This window comes from Rhodococcus sp. C-2 (assembly GCF_027854095.1).
GTDB lineage: Bacteria > Actinomycetota > Actinomycetes > Mycobacteriales > Mycobacteriaceae > Rhodococcus_F > Rhodococcus_F qingshengii.
Map to the genome: position 1 here is coordinate 242,914 of NZ_JAQGFI010000004.1, position 15,716 is coordinate 258,629.

Consider the following 15,716-nt stretch of genomic DNA (forward strand, 5'->3'; position numbering starts at 1 on the left):
CCCCTTCCCACCGACAGCGTGTTCGTGCCTGCAGCCGAAGCGCAGAGCATACTATTTGCCCTGTTATAGCGATTCTCTTGTTATCGAGAAGGCGAGTGCCTGATGGAAGCAGTCAAGATTGTCCTCGAGCTGGCGGTAGTGCTCGGGGCGATTGTCATGGGTACCAGATCGAGCGGTGTCGCTCTCGGTCTGTGGGGCGGCGCAGGTGTTGCCGTCCTCGTGTTCGTCTTCGGAGAGGACGTCGGCAGTCCGCCGGTCGACGCTCTCCTCATCGTCCTGTCCGTCGTCCTCGCGTCGTCGATGATGCAGGCGGCCGGTGGTATCGACTGGATGGTCACCATCGCGGCCAAGTTGATCGAATCTCGCCCGAAACAGATCACGCTGATCGCGCCGTTGGTGTCATTCCTGTTCTCGGTCGGTGCCGGCACGTCCAACATCCTCTACCCACTGCTCCCCGTCATCTACGACGTCTCGTACAAGAACGGTGTGCGGCCGTCACGACCGCTGTCGCTGTCAGTTGTCTCGACCGGTGTGGCGCTGGCGTGTAGTCCGGTGTCCGCGGCAATGGCGGCAATGGTCACGCTGACCGACGTGCCGCCTTACGATTTCGAACTCATCGACATCATCAAGATCACCTTCCCGGCTGCTGTTGTCGGCATCGTCCTTTCCTCCATCGCGGTCAACCGACTCGGCAAAGATCTCGACGACGACCCGGAGATACAGGCGAAGATGAAGTCGGGCGAATTGGCCGGACCTGGTGCAGCCTCCAAGACCGAACTCGTCTCGACGAAGACCGGACGAAACGCGGCACTGATCTTCCTCGCCGGCGTCCTGGCTATCGTGATCTTCGGCCTGTTCAAGGGGATTCGTCCCGAAGCTGCCGACGGTACTCCGATGGGGATGACACCGATCATCGAAATGCTGATGTTCGTCGTGGGTACGTTGATCCTGCTGGTGTGCCGCCCGAATGTCGCCGACGTGCCGTCGTCGACGGTGTTCCGTGCCGGTATGGTCTCGGCCATCGCGCTGTTCGGTCTGGCATGGCTGACGGACACGTTCATCAGCGCCCATTCCGAGCTGATCACGAGCACCGTCGGCGACTGGGTCAACGCCGCGCCGTGGATCTTCGCGCTCGGTGTCTTCCTGGTCTGTGTACTGACGACCAGTCAGTCGACCGCTACGAGGACCATCGTGCCGATCGGTCTCGCTGCCGGGATTGCACCCGGTCTGGTGAGCGGAATGTGGGCCGGAGCGTTTGCCGGCGTCTATCTGTTGCCGACAAACGGTTCGCAGATCGCGGCTGCGAACTTCGACCTCTCGGGCAGCACGAAGCTCGGTTCCAAGCTCGTCGACCACTCGTTCTTCCTGCCGACCATCATCTTGGCCGTCACGACGATTGCGGCCGGCGCGTTGTTCGGAGTGGTGCTCGGTTGAGTATTGCGGCTGAGTCAGCCCTGAGTGACAGCGCTGAGTCAGCTGTTGCGGTAGTGGTCCCAGCTCGCCTTGCACGCGTGAGCGAGCTGGTCCACCCGTTCGGCGTCGGGTGTAGGCCAGTCGACGCCGGGTTCCATGATGTAGGCGGCCAGTTCGTCTCCCAGTAGGAATTCTCGTTTGAATTCGGCCTGAACCGCGCTCAACGTGATCCCGGCTTCGGCGGCGCGGGCGCTCAATTCGGCGAATCTCGCTCCGGCTCGGATGATTTCGAAACTGCCGAGGTACGGCTGATTGAGAGCGACCGCATCCGGATCGTCGACCTGAAATCCCTTGCGATGTGAGACCGCAAGTGTGCGAATGAGCTCCGGATCCATCGTCACGGGATTGTCGCCGCGTCGATTACCGTCGTGATCGCCACGATTGGAGAGTGCGACGACGTCGGGGAGTCGATCTGCTTCCGGCCGTTCGACATTGACGGCGCCGTCCCGCCGGGTGGTGTGGTTCATCGTGTCGTGGAACGACAACGTCGTGAACGATCGACCGAGTTCGAAGCTCTTCTCCACCATGGCTTCGATCAGTGTGTCGCGAGTTCTTTCGTAGACACCCAAACCGTGTTCGGCTGTCTCGGTGAAGGTCTCGGCGAGGTTCTTCCAGCCCGCGTCGTCGGTCGGCTCGAGCAGCAGGGGGTAGAACGAGAAGGTGACAGGGCGAACTGCGTCGACGCCGGTGAGGTCTGCTTTGTTGCCTGCACCGGCCTTGTGGACGCGGGCGAATGCTTCGCGCAGTGACGCTTCCAGGTTTTCGGGCTTCGCACGGTTGGGATCGCGAATCATGCGAGGGTGCGGATTCTCCACGTATACGATGCGCGAATCGATTTCGGCCCAACGGCGCACGATGGGACTGGTGGACATGTCGGTGAAGTCGAATTGCAGCCGCTGTGTAAACTCGGGTGCGAGAAAACGTGAGAGTTCTGCTGGAATCGCGGAACCCGAGTGTGGGCAACTGACAAGAAGGTCGGCTTCGGCGATGGCGTCGTCGAGACTGCGGGAGTCGCGATCGGCATAGAACGTCAGGTCCTCCGGCGTGAACACGGTTCCGGCCGGGATGAGTACTGGTTCTCCACTGGTCATGAGCCCCAGCGTAATCGAGTATAACCGTGCGTACTCAGTATCCGCTGAGTCGTTCCACGAGAGCTGTTTTGATCTCCGGGCGACCAGCCGCGACAAGAGTGAAGGTGGCTTCACGCATGAGCCGCTCGGGGGTGTTGCTGCCGACCAGAGCGCGGCTTCCGGTCGCAGTCACGAGTGCGGCCGACGCGCGTATCGCAAGTTCCGACGCTCGGGCGCGGGCGGCCGACATGTCGCCGCCATCGCGCAGTGCTGCATCGAGATCGGCGCGCGCCCGGGTGGCTTGTTCCTCGAACGCGTCGGTGTCGACTCCCAGATCCGCAAGTTCGGTGACAGCGCGGCGGGTGATGCCCATGGCCATCGCGCCGTTGAGCCACAAGCCGGGGAGCTGGGTGCTCTGGAATTGTTCGTCGCTGACGACAGCACAGACGTCGGTATCGGGAATTTCGAAAGCGTCGAACACGATTCGGACGGTGTTGCTTCCGCGCGCCGCGATCAGTGGAAGTTCCTCGATCGTCAGACCCGGGGCCTCGCCCACCGGTACGACGGAATGAACGATGGAATTGTCGAACTCGTCGCGCGCCGACACCAAGAGAACATCGACGATGCCCCAACCGGTGACGAAGGGTGCGATCCCGTCGAGGACGTAGCCGTCGTTCACCCGCTTCGCCCACAGGAGCGGTGGGCGGGGGATGGCGCCGGCATAGGCAACCCCACCGCGAATCGTGCCGGAAACCAGACCGTCCCAGTATTGTTCGCGCAGAGGTGCATTGGGACTCGCCGCCAGGGCTCCGACGACGCCGTGATGCTGCATCCAGGTGAACGTCGTCGCGAGGCAACCGCCGCACAAGGTTTCGAGGACCTCGACCAGTTCTTCGCTGCTGGGGCCACGCTCACCGAGGGCAGCGATGCCGTAGAAGCCGTCGGCGGCGAGCGCGTCGAAATGGCTGCTGGGGATTTCTCCGTCGGCGTCGACGCTGTCGGCGACGGGAAACAGAACGGTATCGGCGATTTCGCGCGCAAGTTCCGGCCACATGGTCACGCTGTCAGGGTAAGCCGTGAGCCGGGGGTTGTGGTGTGGAACTACAGCCGCGCATCTAGAACGAGGGCGGCGAACTCACGATGAGGAACCTCGCGACCGCATCGGTGCGATTGAACCACCGGTGCGGGATGGTCGAGGTGTAGAGGAGGGTGTCGCCTACGTGAAGAACGTGATGCTCGTCCAGTCCCACCTCGACCTCGACAGATCCTTCGAGAACATGAATGAACTCTTCGCCGGCGTGCTCGGTGTGCTCACCTGCCTCGGAATGAGGTGCTGCCGTGATCTCGTTGGGTTCCATGGTCCGTGAGCCGGTGGAGCAGAATCGAATCACCGAATCGTGTGCCAGTTCGAAGGTTCGCCCCTCGCCGGCGCGGACGAGGCTGGACGGAGTTCGCTCACCCTGTGCCAAGAGTGCGTGCGCCGTGGTGCCGAGCGATTGCGCGAGGCGATGAAGGTTCATGACACTGGGTACTGCGTGGCCGTTTTCGGTCTGGCTCAGGAAGGGCTGGGACAAGCCCGACTTCACGGCAACCTCGCGCAACGTCAGTCCGGCTTCTTTTCGCGCCGTCCGCACGGCGGCCCCGATTGCGGTCGCTATCGCCTTCTGGTCGTCGTCCATGTGCCGAAGATAGCAGTGCTCTGGTGAAAGTTTTGATTACACAGACGAAACAAATTCGACCACGGTAAGAAATTATCGACGTGCTGAATAGTCCCGTACACGAAACACTTCCAGCTTCGGACGGAGATCGGCGCATGGCCATCCATCCTGTCGACCAGCGGCTCCCATTTGCCCGCCAGTCTGCTTTTGCTCTTCAGCACGTCCTCATCATGTACACCGGCTGCATCACGGTTCCGCTGGTTTTCGGTGCCGCCGTAGGGCTGGACCGCAGCACAGTCGCGATGCTGATCAGCGCGGACCTGCTCGTTGCAGGCATCATCACGATCATTCAGAGCCTGGGCGTCGGGAAGGTCGCCGGTGTCCGGCTGCCGATCGTCTGCGGGGCGACCTTCGCCGGGCTGACGCCGATGATTCTGATCGCCAAGGAGTACGGCCTGCAGGCGGTGTACGGGTCCATGCTGGTCGGTGGCGTAGTCGGCATTGCCTTGGCCGTGCCGTTCGCCAAGATCGTCCGATACTTCCCACCCCTGGTTACCGGCGTCGTCCTCACAGTCATCGGCATCTCGTTGATCGGTGTCGCAGGAGGACTGATCGTCGGAAACGACCCCACCTCCCCGTCGTTCGCCGACCCGAAGAATCTGGCGCTGGCTGCCGCAGTCGTTGTGGTCGCGGTGGCCTTCATCTGCCTCGGCCGCGGGATGTGGGCGCAGCTCGGTGTACTGATGGCGCTGGTGATCGGCACCGTGATCGCCATCCCGATGGGCCTGATCGATCTGAGTGGCGTCGGCGGCTCGGCCTGGGTGGGCTTCCCGATGCCGTTCCACTTCGGCGCTCCGGAGTTTCCCGTCACCGCCGTGGTGGCGATGAGTATCGTCATGGCAGTCGTCTTCGCAGAATCGACGGCGAGCATGCTGGCGGTCAGCGAGATCACCGGAAAGCCTTTGAAGAAAGCAGATCTCGCACGAGGGCTGGTGGCCGACGGGATGTCGGGAGTTCTGGGCGGAATCTTCAATGCCTTTGTCGACACCGTTTTCTCGCAGAATGTCGGCGCCGTTGCCACGACCCGGGTGTACAGCCGGTACGTGACCGCTACCAGCGGTGCCATTCTGATCGTCCTCGGCCTCATCCCGCGAATGGGTGAAGTGGTTGCAGCCCTGCCTGATCCGGTGGTCGGCGGCGTCGGAATCATCTTGTTCTCCACTGTCGCCGTGGTCGGAATCAACACGCTGCGCAAGGTCGATCTCAGCGACCCGATCAACACCACGATCGCCGCTGTATCGGTGGGGATCGGTATTCTTCCGGAATTTGCGGAAGGGATGTTCGAGCGATTCCCCTCCTCGGCTCAGATCCTCCTCGGTAGCGGCATCACCTTGGCTGCGGCCTCGGCCTTTTCGCTCAATCTGCTGTTCAATCACACCCGACTCGGTGAACTCGCGAGGCGATCGCGAGAGAGCCTCCATGCCACTGCAAAATCTGAACCCGCCACCAGCTCTGCAGGAGACGCCAGTGTCACAGTCCCAGTCTGATCCCTTCGAAGTGCCCGTCGTCGACATCTCGCCTTACGTGCTCGGTGGTGCCGACCAGGACAAGGCGCGAGTGGCTGCCGAAGTCGACCATGCTTGTCGGACTGTAGGTTTCATGCAGATTCGGGGCCACGGTGTTCCGGCCGCTGTTTCTTCCGGCCTCGCCGAAGCGATGGACGACTTCTTCGGGCTGCCGATGGAGACGAAGTCGGGCTACCGAATCGAGGGCGCGAATCGTGGGTACAGCCCGCCCAAGAGTGAGTCGCTGAGCCTGAGCCTCGGCGTCGAATCCGCGACCAGAATGAACGACTTTTTCGAGGCCTTCAACGTCGGAACCGAAGCCCGATCATTCACCGAACTCGAACTGTCGGAGGACGATTACGGAATCAACCTGTGGCCCGCAGTGTCTGGTTTCACGGCGCGGGTGGAGAATTACTACGCCCATGGCGAGCGGGTGGCACGCACACTGACCACCATTTTCGAAGACGCGCTCGGGCTGACCCCAGGATTCTTCGAGTCGATCACCGACCACTCCATCGACGTACTGCGGATGAACAACTACGCGTTACCCGAAGGGACGGTGACGTTGGACGGTGAGTTGAAGGGGATGGGCGAACATACCGATTTCGGGCTGGTCACCGTGCTGTGGGCGGATCAGGTCGAAGGTTTGCAAGTACTCGGGAGCGACCGACGCTGGCACGATGTCTGGCCGCACGACGGCGCGCTACTGGTCAACCTCGGGGATCTCACCGCGCGACTGACCAACGACAGGTGGATGTCCACGCTGCACCGAGTTGCGCCTCCGGTGGTGAACGGCACCATCAAGCGCCGGCGATCGGCGGCCTTCTTCCATGACGGAAACGTCGACGCGGTGATTGCGACCTTGCCGAGTTTTCAGGACGACTCCGGCTTGGAGTACGAACCCATTACCGTTCGCGATCACATCAAGGCCAAATTGGCCGGGTCGAGGCAGGGGAAGTCCAACGCCGCCGCAGGTCGTGAGGCGGCTCGGGTACTTTCGGCTGCAGAGCTCGAGGTCAAGCAGTGAGTGCACGGAACATCGTCCTGATCCACGGAGCATGGGCCGGCGGTTGGGTCTGGGATCGTGTGTGTGGCCCACTGAAATCGGCCGGCTTCTGTCCTGTTGTGGTGGAGCTTCCCGGCTCGGGAAGTTGGAACTCAGACGACGTGATCGATCTCGTTGTCGTTGCCGAACATGTTGTGGCAGTTGTCGAGTCCTTGGACGGGCAGTGCGCCCTCGTCGGTCACTCCGGCGGTGGCATCGTGGCCTCACAGGTGGCTGAGTTGCTGCCTTCGCGGGTAACGGGTCTTGTGTACGTCGCAGGGATGATGCTTCCATCGCAGACGGACTTCGGGATGCTCTGCATCGAACTCGGTCTGGAAAGTCCGGTCGGGATCTCACGTTGGTTGGTCCCCGCCGACGACGGGGATGCGACGGTGATACCGCCCGAAGCCGGTGCCGCTGTGTTCTTCCACGAAGCGCCGGTGGCTGATGCGATCTTCGCCGCGCGCATGCTCGTTCCACAACTGGAGTCAGCCCGCCTGATGGCACCGGTCTGGACGGAAGAGCGATTCGGAACCGTGCCGAGGTTGTATGTCGAATGCACGCTGGATCGAACCGTGCCGATCGAGGCTCAACGCGCCATGCAGAGACTTGTCCCCGGTGCCCAGGTGGTCAGCCTGGGCACCGACCATGCACCGCAGTTGTCGGCGCTCCCGGAGTTGATCGACGCGATCACCGATTTCGCCCGGCAGGTGTTCAGCCGAACTCGACCCCTTGAGCCAGCGGAAGCTGGTCCGAGTAATTGACGGTATTGGTGGCTCGGCGCATGTATGCCTTCCACGAATCCGAACCCGATTCGCGTCCGCCGCCAGTCTCCTTCTCCCCGCCGAATGCGCCGCCGATCTCCGCACCGGACGTTCCGATGTTCACGTTCGCGATGCCGCAATCGGAGCCGTCGGCGGCGAGGAAGCGCTCTGCTTCTCGCTGGTCGAGTGTGAAGATCGAGGACGAAAGTCCTTGAGGTACGCCGTTGTGCAGCGCAATGGCGTCGTCGAAGTCGGTGTAGGTCAAGACGTAGAGGATGGGTGCAAAAGTCTCCGCCCGCACCACCTCGGTCTGTGCGGGCATACGAACGAGGGCAGGTGTCACGTAGAACCCGGAATCGCCGACGCGGTCCCCGCCACACACCACAGTTCCGCCGTCCGCGCGTGCGGCCGAGAGCGATTTCTGCATCGTCTCGAACGCGGCTTCGTTGATCAGCGGCCCGACCAGAACACCGGAATCGAAGGGACTACCGACCTGGAGTTGCGCGTACGCGGACGCAACGCGGTCGACGACGTTGTCGGCGATCGACTCGTGAACGATGAGCCGGCGCAGTGAGGTGCAGCGCTGCCCGGCAGTTCCAGCGGCGGAGAAGACAATTCCGCGCACGGCAAGCTCGAGATCCGCCGACGGCGTGACGACTGCGGCGTTGTTTCCACCCAGTTCCAGGAGACTTCGTCCGAAGCGCTCGGCGACCCGCGGAGCCACGGCGCGGCCCATCCTCACGGAACCGGTGGCGCTGACCAAGGCCACGAGTGGGTTGTCCACGAGAGCCTCACCGACGTCACGTCCGCCGACGACCAACTGGTGAACGTCGATCGGTGCTTGACAATCCGCGAGCGCGCGTCGCAGGAGCGCGTCACATGCCAGCGCGGTCAACGGAGTGGTTTCCGAAGGCTTCCAGACGACGGCGTCGCCGCACACGAGAGCAATGGCGGTATTCCACGACCACACCGCGACGGGAAAGTTGAACGCGGAGATGACTCCGACAACGCCGAGAGGGTGCCACGTTTCCGTCAACCGGTGTCCGGGACGCTCGGACGGCATGGTGCGTCCGTAGAGCTGCCGGGAGAGACCGACGGCGAACTCGCAGATGTCGATCATCTCCTGTACCTCGCCGAGAGCCTCCGAGGTGACCTTCCCGGCCTCCAACGTCACGATTTCCGCGAGGTCATCCTTGTGCTCGGTCAGTAGGCTGCCCAGCCGGCGCACGACCGCGCCGCGCGCCGGAGCGGGGACGGTGCGCCAGGTGAGGAACGCGCGATGCGCCGCGTCGACGGCGTCGTCGACTTCTCTACCGGAGTGCTGCCGAACGGTACGCAGTTGCGTACCGGTGATGGGGGTTCGTGCGCTCAGGTCGCCGGCGGGCCACTCGACACCGCACGCGGCAAGGGCGCTTTCGGCGCGATCGGCGAGGCTCGAAGAATCAGGCAGGTTCACTGGGGAGTCCTCTGTTGTTGTGGGCGGGAGGCAGCACGGCACGTGACGCCTCTTGTTGTGCGCGGTACAGCTCGAACGGATCTTCGATGGTGCGGTCGATGGCGCCCTCCAATCGATCCTGCCCGTATTCGGCGCCGGGCGCATCGGAAACGAATCCGGTCACGGAATCGAGATTGGATGCGAAGATCCCGGCCGCGGAGGCAGGTAGGAAGTCCTCGTAGACGATCGGGTCGCGGACGACAACAGTTCCTTCGTTTCGGTACGTGAAGTACGCCAACCCCGCGGCATCGAGTTCGCTTTCGGAGTGCGGAAATTCGCTGTCCCAATCGGCGTCCTCGGGCGTGGCGATCAGTCGGTCGTAGATCGCTCGCCCGCTGCGGGTCAACGCGATTCCGCGTGCCTCCACCTCGCCGAATCTGACGCGGACGGGCTCAGTGGTGACCGATCCGTCGTGCTGACGGAAGAGTCTGTCTTCGGCCAATGCACGAAACGACGTCTGCCGCAGAAGTAGTGGTGGTCCGCTCCATCTCGGCGGGCCTTGGATGCGGTCGATCATGGTGATACCGCGCTCGGTCATGCGGCGGTACAACTCGTCGATGTCGAGCACTCGCGGGGTGAGGTGATTGACGTGGGTCGAGCCCTGCCCCGCAATGTCTGCAGCGACCGGCGAGATTGCGGCGAGTTCGCGGTACCAGCCCGCGTCGATGGGATCGGTGCCGAGCCGAAACGCCGAGGTCGCTGCATCGACGAACTGTGTCGCCTCGGGCTCCGTCAGCCCGCCCTCGCGACTCGATTGCCGTGCCCACTGCAGAAGTTCGGGAGAGAACAGGGTCCGGCGACGCAGGAACCTGGTGATCCGACGCTCGAGGTCGGTGTCGAAGAACCTGGAATCGGAACTGGTCAGCACCGAGGTGAAAACGCGGAACGGGTTCTGGGCGAGTTCGGCGGGATCGGTGGGGCGAAATGCCGTCGAGACAACGGGAATGGGGGAGTCGGTGAGCCGGAGGTCGTAATAGCCGACCGGAAACATACCGAATCCGCCGAAGACGGTGGCTACGTCACGTAGTTCGTCGAGAGTCCCCAGTCTGATGGCGCCGTGACGCTCGGCGCTGACTCTCGCCAGGCTGCCCAGGCGCTCCGCAGAATCCGGATGTTCGGCGGCAAAATCACGGTTCACCTGCATCGTTACATCTACCAAGGTGTTGTAAGCGGGGACCTCGTCGCCATACATCTTGGCGAGGGCCGCTGCGAACCGTGCACGTAGCTCCCAGGTTTCAACCATACGGATGTCCGATTGCGTTAGCCTGCGCAGGTGCGAGAAACAGAAACCAGTGACGTTGCCGGTGTTCCGGTCGACGAAACCGATCGACTCTTGATGCGTGAATTGGTCTTGGACGGCCGTGCCACTCTCGCGAGTCTTGCTGAGAAGGCTGGACTCTCGATCTCCGCAGTCCAGTCGCGAGTGCGTCGTTTGGAATCTCGCAAGGTGATCCGTGGGTACTCCGCGAAGATCGATCCGGAGGCACTCGGTCACAATCTGTCCGCATTTGTCGCCATCACTCCTCTCGATCCCTCGCAGCCCGACGATGCGCCTGCCCGCTTGCGTCATCTGCCGGCGGTCGTCTCGTGTCACTCGGTAGCCGGGAGCGAAAGCTACGTCCTCCTGGTCCGGGTGGCGTCACCTCGGGCGTTGGAGCGATTGCTGCAGGAGATCCGTACGGCAGCCAACGTCAACACACGAAGCACCATCATCCTACAAACTTTTTACGACGAATGACGCTTGTTCAATAACTTTTACGGTCCTCTATCGACACTCCCGGAAAATTGACATAGCCTTCGCGTATGAGTACTGCGATGCGAGACTTCGGTGACAGTGCGCTCTTTCCGGTCTACGACGTGTTGAAGGCCAGCATCCTCGTCGACGGATTCGATCTGATTCTCGACGTCGAAGGGTCGCGGGGTTCCTATCTCCGTGACCTGCGAGACGGAACCGAGTATCTGGACATGTTCGGTTTCTTCGGCTCTTCGGCCCTGGGTATGAATTACCCTGCGATCGCAGGCGACGAGGAGTTTCAACAGGAGTTGGCTGTCGTGGCCTCCAACAAGCCGAGTAACTCCGACATCTACACCGAACCCATGGCGCGCTTTGTTGCGGCTTTCGCTCGGGTACTGGGGGATTCGGCACTCCCACACTTGTTCTTCGTCGACGGCGGAGCCCTGGCGGTGGAAAATGCACTCAAGGTTGCCTTCGACTGGAAGAGTCGGTGGAACGAAAGCCGCGGGTTGTCAGCAGATCTGGGGACAAAGGTCCTGCACCTGACCGAGGCTTTTCACGGCCGCAGTGGTTACACGATGTCGCTCACCAACACCGAACCGGGCAAGGTCGCGCGATTCCCCAAGTTCGACTGGCCACGTATCGACTCGCCGTACCTGGCAGACGGCCGCGATGTCGAAGCTGCGGAGAGGCAAGCTCTCGATCAAGCGCGCCGAGCTTTCGCCGACAACCCCGACGACATTGCCTGTTTCATCGCCGAGCCGATCCAGGGCGAGGGCGGCGACCATCACCTCAGGCCGGAATTTCTGCAGGCGATGCAGGAGTTGTGCCACGAAAACGACGCCCTCTTCATTCTCGACGAAGTACAGACCGGTTGCGGAATCACCGGAACTGCCTGGGCCTACCAACAATTGGGTCTGAGTCCGGATGTGGTGGCGTTCGGCAAGAAAACGCAGGTGTGCGGAATCATGGCCGGCGGGCGCGTGGATGAAGTGCATGACAACGTGTTTCACGTCAGTTCTCGGATCAATTCGACGTGGGGTGGCAACCTCACCGACATGGTTCGTGCCCGGCGGATACTCGAAGTCGTCGAGCAGGACCGACTGATCGACCGCGTGCGATTCACGGGTGCGCATCTCCTTGCCCGGTTGACCGAAGTCTGCGGGCGGTACGCGGCGGCAACCGAGCCGCGCGGTCGTGGTCTGATGTGCGCGATTACGTTGGCGGACAGTGACCTTCGTGATCGCGTTGTCCAGCGACTGCGAGAAGACGAGCATGTGATGATACTGCCAACCGGGAAGAGAGGAATCAGATTCCGTCCCGCGCTGACGGTGACCACCGGTGAGTTGGACGACGCGGTCGACGCAGTCGAGCGAGTGCTCGAGCGCGAAGTCTAGGCTCTGGCCTGGAGTTCGCTCCACACTCGATCCGGTGTCATCGGTGTGGAGTACATACGCACTCCACACGCGTTGGCTATCGCGTTTGCCAACGCCGGTGCTACCGGATTGAAGGGGGCCTCACTCATCGATTTCGCGCCGAAAGGCCCGAGTTTGTCGTACGTGTCGGCAAACAGTACTTCGGTGATCGGCAAATCTCCGATCTGTGGAACGTGGTAATTGCGTAGCTGAGGATTGATCACTCGGCCTTCTTCGATGACGATTTCCTCCGACAGTGCAGCGCCGAGGGCCTGTCCCACACCGCCTTCCACCTGCCCTCGCAGTTGTGCCGGGTTCATGACGGTGCCGGCATCGGCGGCCTGAACCGACTGCAGGATCTTCACCCGGCCGGTATCCGTGTCGACGGCAACGCGAAAGCCGTGAACGTTGAACGAGACCGAGCGCGGTGTTCCGTCGTGGCGACCGTCAGCGGCGAGCGGGCCACCTTCGAGTAGCGTCGCGAAATCGAGGCAACCGTGGGACGTTTCGACCCCGCCCGGCGAAAGATCGTCGATCTGCGCGCCGCGGCCACTCAATCGCACCGCACGGGTCAGTATTCGCTCGCGAAGGCGCTCGCAGGCGATCAGGAGCGCCTTGCCGGCGACCACCGTTCCCGTCGACCCGAATGCTCCGGTGTCGTATCCGCCGGCATCGGTGTCGGATTGAACAATCGTGATGCGATCGACTGTCGTCCGCAATTCGGTGGCCGCGATCTGTTGGTGAATCGTAGTGGTTCCGTTGCCGAACTCAGCGGTGCCGATGTTCACGACGTACCGACCGTCGGCCTCGAGTGCGACGGTGGTGTCGGAGAAGTGACCACGCGGCGGGATCGTCGCGATCATGGCAATTGCCATGCCCCGACCGATCTGCCAACGCGTCCCTGCCGGTGCAGCCTCTCCGCGTCCGCTCGACAGTGCACTGTCGACGAGGTCGATGCACTGGTCCAGTCCGTAGCTGCCGAATTCGAGATCACCGTCTTCGACGTGCCAGTCGACAAAATCGTCTCCGGGAACGACGACGTTGCGCCGCCGAAACTCGAAGGGGTCCATGCCGAGACGATCCGCGAGCTGATCCATGGCCGACTCGACGGCGAAGATGATCTGGCCGAGCCCGTAACCACGAAAGGCCCCGGAGGGAACGTTGTTCGTGTAGACCGCTTCGGCGTCGACGCGTTTGGTCGCAGCGCGATAGACCGCCATGGATTCGGCGCAACCATGGAACATGACTCCGATCGAATGGTTCCCGTACGCCCCCGCGTCGGAAAGGACGTCGATAGCGAGCGCAGTGAGAGTTCCGTCGGCGTCGGCGCCCGCACGCACCGATACTCGCATCGGATGCCGTGACGGTGCGATGGTGAACTGATCGCTGCGGCTGAACTCGTAGGCTACGGGCTTGCCGGTCTTCAAGACGGCCAGTGCGACCAGATCCTCGGTGAGTAGTTCCTGCTTCCCGCCGAAACCCCCGCCTACCCGTTTTGCGAACACCCGGATTCGGCTGCGATCGAGATCGAAGATGTGGGCCAATTCGTCCCGAACCAGAAACGGCACCTGTGTGCTGCTTCTGATGACGAGACGGCCCTCCTCGTCGAGCCACCCCACTGCGCCGTGAGTTTCCAAGGCCACGTGCTGGACTCGCGCAGTTTTCCACGTACCTTCGACGACTGCAGTCGCATCCGCGAGCGCACGGTCCAGATCGCCGACGCCATCGTGAAGCGCGGCAACCACGTTGCGAGGGGCCTCGGCGATCCGCGAGCTCTCGTCCTTGTCGCCGTGCAGGAGTGGAGCGCCGGGGGAACGCGCCAGATCTGGTTCGAATACCGCGTCGCGTACCTCGTAGTCGACTTCGATCAGCGAGAGTGCACGTTCCGCCTGCGTCGGGGATTCGGCGATGACCGCGGCTACGCGCTGGCCGCGGAAACGGAGGGTGCTGTCGAACACGCGCGTGTCGTCCGGATCGTCGTTGCGGTCCTCGTGCCGGGCGGTCGAGAACAGCACGTCCGGACTGTCATGAAAAGTGAGGACCGCAGCGACGCCCGGCGCCGCTTCGGCTGCTGCCGTGTCTATCCGCGTTATGTGTGCGTGTGCGTGCGGACTGCCGAGTACTGCGACGTGAAGCAGGTCGACCGGCATCTCACCCGGGGAGAAGTCCATGGTGTACTGCTCGGTTCCCGTGACGATGCGCGCGGACGCCGGTGCTGCGATCGAACGCCCCTGAGCCCCGCCTATTTTGGCAGTCTCCGTATTGGATGTACCGGCGAGAGCGTCACGAATGGACCGATAACCGGTGCAGCGGCACAGGTTACCTTTCATCGAGCACGCGAGATCGGATTTTTGCTCGACCGACAACGCTGATGCGGTGACTACCATTCCCGCTGTACAGAAACCACATTGGAATCCGCCCGCGTCCACGAATGCCTGTTGAATGGGGTGAAGTTTCTCCGGTGTTCCGAGACCGGAGGCGGTGACGACGTCGCGGCCGTCGATGCGATGGGCGGGAAATATGCACGAATGGGTGGGGTGTCCGTCGACCAGCACCGAGCAGGCGCCGCAGTCCCCGGCATCGCACCCCTTCTTGACGGAGTTCGCTCCGTGCTCGCGGAGGAAAGTTCGCAGGCACTGTCCTGGGCGGGGCTGGTCGTCGCGCGGAACTCCGTCCACCGAGTACTTCATTCCAGTTCACCTCGGATTTCTTCGGCAAGAAGCTCGGTCATCGCCTTCCGCCACGGCGCAGTTCCATGGACATCGGTGAAGTAGGCGTCTTCCGGAATCCTGCTGCTCAACGCATCCGCAAGTGCTGTGGCGTCGGGGAGTTCGTCGAATTTGAGAGCGTACGGACGGCGGGTCGCGGCGGTGATCGCCAGCGTGAAACCGTCGGCGCCGCAGCGTCCGGCCACGGCTACGGCCGATCGCCCAAGTGACGTCTGAGCCAGCTTTCGCATCGCGGTACGTGCAGTCAATGCATGCACGGGAATCCGGATACTGCGGATGATCTCGCCGGACCTGAGTACGTTTCGAGAATCGTCGATAACGAAATCGACTACGGGGAACGAGTATTCGGTACCGTCCGGACGCCAGATCGTCAGTTCGGCATCGAGAGCGGTACACAGAGTCGTCATCGCTCCGGCCGGGAAGGAGAGCGCGATGTTGCCGCCGACTGTCGCGTATCGCAACACCTTCCACGATGCGAGTAGTGCGTCAGCGCAGTGTTGGAACAGCGCTGCGGCGCGCCAGGATGCGGGAAGTTCGGCGCGGCACAGTTCCTCGATGGTGCAGGTGGCCGCGATCTCGAGACCGAGATCGCCGACCGCCACAGCTTCCCAGTCGAAGCCCGCAAGGTCGACAAGGGTGGTCAGGTGCGGCTGCGGTTCCGAGTACAGCCAGGTGCCGCCACCGATGAACCCGATGCCGGGTGACGCACAGGGGAGTTCGGCGCGGGTCCGCGGCACCAGAACTTCGTCGACGCTGTGCAGGTCCAT

13 protein-coding genes are annotated in these 15,716 nt (G+C 62.5%); 6 read left to right on the top strand and 7 right to left on the bottom strand.

What is annotated here, in order from left to right:
- The first annotated feature begins 102 nt into the window (after positions 1-102).
- Positions 103-1,434, top strand: a complete 1,332-nt coding sequence (locus PCS43_RS10265; protein ID WP_003940851.1) for an anaerobic C4-dicarboxylate transporter family protein — start codon at positions 103-105, stop codon at positions 1,432-1,434.
- A gap of 38 nt (positions 1,435-1,472) precedes the next feature.
- On the opposite strand, the gene PCS43_RS10270 is transcribed toward PCS43_RS10265, so the two are convergent.
- Genes PCS43_RS10270 through PCS43_RS10280 form a run of 3 tightly spaced genes read right to left on the bottom strand, consistent with a single transcriptional unit; the run spans position 1,473 to position 4,222 of the window.
- A complete protein-coding gene (locus PCS43_RS10270; RefSeq protein ID WP_003940896.1) occupies positions 1,473-2,564 on the bottom strand; it encodes an N-formylglutamate amidohydrolase in 1,092 nt (363 codons plus the stop codon).
- A gap of 34 nt (positions 2,565-2,598) precedes the next feature.
- Complete coding sequence (locus PCS43_RS10275; RefSeq protein ID WP_209908126.1) at positions 2,599-3,603, bottom strand: acyl-CoA dehydrogenase family protein; 1,005 nt, start codon at positions 3,601-3,603, stop codon at positions 2,599-2,601.
- 55 nt (positions 3,604-3,658) lie between these two features.
- A complete protein-coding gene (locus PCS43_RS10280; RefSeq protein ID WP_007727247.1) occupies positions 3,659-4,222 on the bottom strand; it encodes a helix-turn-helix domain-containing protein in 564 nt (187 codons plus the stop codon).
- 134 nt (positions 4,223-4,356) lie between these two features.
- On the opposite strand from PCS43_RS10280, the gene PCS43_RS10285 reads away from it, so the two are divergent.
- The 3 genes from PCS43_RS10285 to PCS43_RS10295 are packed head-to-tail and all read left to right on the top strand — an operon-like array spanning position 4,357 to position 7,575.
- On the top strand, positions 4,357-5,748 hold the full coding sequence (locus PCS43_RS10285) for a uracil-xanthine permease family protein (RefSeq protein ID WP_209908129.1): 1,392 nt from the start codon (positions 4,357-4,359) through the stop codon (positions 5,746-5,748).
- Positions 5,729-6,793: an isopenicillin N synthase family dioxygenase gene (locus PCS43_RS10290; protein WP_065352214.1), complete on the top strand. Its 1,065-nt coding sequence runs from the start codon at positions 5,729-5,731 to the stop codon at positions 6,791-6,793. Before PCS43_RS10285 ends, PCS43_RS10290 begins: the two co-directional genes overlap by 20 nt.
- Positions 6,790-7,575 carry an alpha/beta fold hydrolase gene (locus PCS43_RS10295; protein WP_209908131.1) on the top strand — a complete coding sequence of 262 codons (786 nt, stop codon included), beginning with the start codon at positions 6,790-6,792 and terminating at the stop codon, positions 7,573-7,575. Before PCS43_RS10290 ends, PCS43_RS10295 begins: the two co-directional genes overlap by 4 nt.
- Here PCS43_RS10295 and amaB read toward each other — a convergent pair.
- The gene (gene amaB, locus PCS43_RS10300) at positions 7,526-9,031 is read right to left on the bottom strand and encodes an L-piperidine-6-carboxylate dehydrogenase (RefSeq protein ID WP_042922141.1); all 1,506 of its coding nucleotides are present in this window, start codon (positions 9,029-9,031) and stop codon (positions 7,526-7,528) included. The genes PCS43_RS10295 and amaB overlap by 50 nt on opposite strands.
- Complete coding sequence (gene hglS, locus PCS43_RS10305) at positions 9,018-10,313, bottom strand: 2-oxoadipate dioxygenase/decarboxylase (protein ID WP_030535040.1); 1,296 nt, start codon at positions 10,311-10,313, stop codon at positions 9,018-9,020. Before hglS ends, amaB begins: the two co-directional genes overlap by 14 nt.
- Before the next feature lie 30 nt (positions 10,314-10,343).
- Between hglS and PCS43_RS10310 the strand changes: the two genes are divergently transcribed.
- The gene (locus PCS43_RS10310) at positions 10,344-10,808 is read left to right on the top strand and encodes an Lrp/AsnC family transcriptional regulator (protein WP_003940830.1); all 465 of its coding nucleotides are present in this window, start codon (positions 10,344-10,346) and stop codon (positions 10,806-10,808) included.
- Between the two features lie 65 nt (positions 10,809-10,873).
- Positions 10,874-12,202, top strand: a complete 1,329-nt coding sequence (gene lat, locus PCS43_RS10315; RefSeq protein WP_209908133.1) for an L-lysine 6-transaminase — start codon at positions 10,874-10,876, stop codon at positions 12,200-12,202.
- Here lat and PCS43_RS10320 read toward each other — a convergent pair.
- Positions 12,199-14,910 (bottom strand): molybdopterin-dependent oxidoreductase, encoded by a 2,712-nt coding sequence (locus PCS43_RS10320; RefSeq protein WP_209908135.1) that lies wholly within the window; start codon positions 14,908-14,910, stop codon positions 12,199-12,201. The genes lat and PCS43_RS10320 overlap by 4 nt on opposite strands.
- On the bottom strand, positions 14,907-15,716 hold the full coding sequence (locus PCS43_RS10325; RefSeq protein WP_050654918.1) for an FAD binding domain-containing protein: 810 nt from the start codon (positions 15,714-15,716) through the stop codon (positions 14,907-14,909). The genes PCS43_RS10320 and PCS43_RS10325 overlap by 4 nt, the downstream gene beginning before the upstream one ends.

What these genes read in the sequence shown, in the direction of transcription:
- PCS43_RS10280 (WP_007727247.1), bottom strand. Translation starts at nt 4,222, where the DNA reads ATGGACGACGACCAGAAGGCGATAGCGACCGCAATCGGGGCCGCCGTG.
- PCS43_RS10325 (WP_050654918.1), bottom strand. Translation starts at nt 15,716, where the DNA reads ATGGACCTGCACAGCGTCGACGAAGTTCTGGTGCCGCGGACCCGCGCC.
- PCS43_RS10265 (WP_003940851.1), top strand. Translation starts at nt 103, where the DNA reads ATGGAAGCAGTCAAGATTGTCCTCGAGCTGGCGGTAGTGCTCGGGGCG.
- PCS43_RS10285 (WP_209908129.1), top strand. Translation starts at nt 4,357, where the DNA reads ATGGCCATCCATCCTGTCGACCAGCGGCTCCCATTTGCCCGCCAGTCT.
- hglS (WP_030535040.1), bottom strand. Translation starts at nt 10,313, where the DNA reads ATGGTTGAAACCTGGGAGCTACGTGCACGGTTCGCAGCGGCCCTCGCC.
- lat (WP_209908133.1), top strand. Translation starts at nt 10,874, where the DNA reads ATGAGTACTGCGATGCGAGACTTCGGTGACAGTGCGCTCTTTCCGGTC.
- PCS43_RS10270 (WP_003940896.1), bottom strand. Translation starts at nt 2,564, where the DNA reads ATGACCAGTGGAGAACCAGTACTCATCCCGGCCGGAACCGTGTTCACG.
- PCS43_RS10320 (WP_209908135.1), bottom strand. Translation starts at nt 14,910, where the DNA reads ATGAAGTACTCGGTGGACGGAGTTCCGCGCGACGACCAGCCCCGCCCA.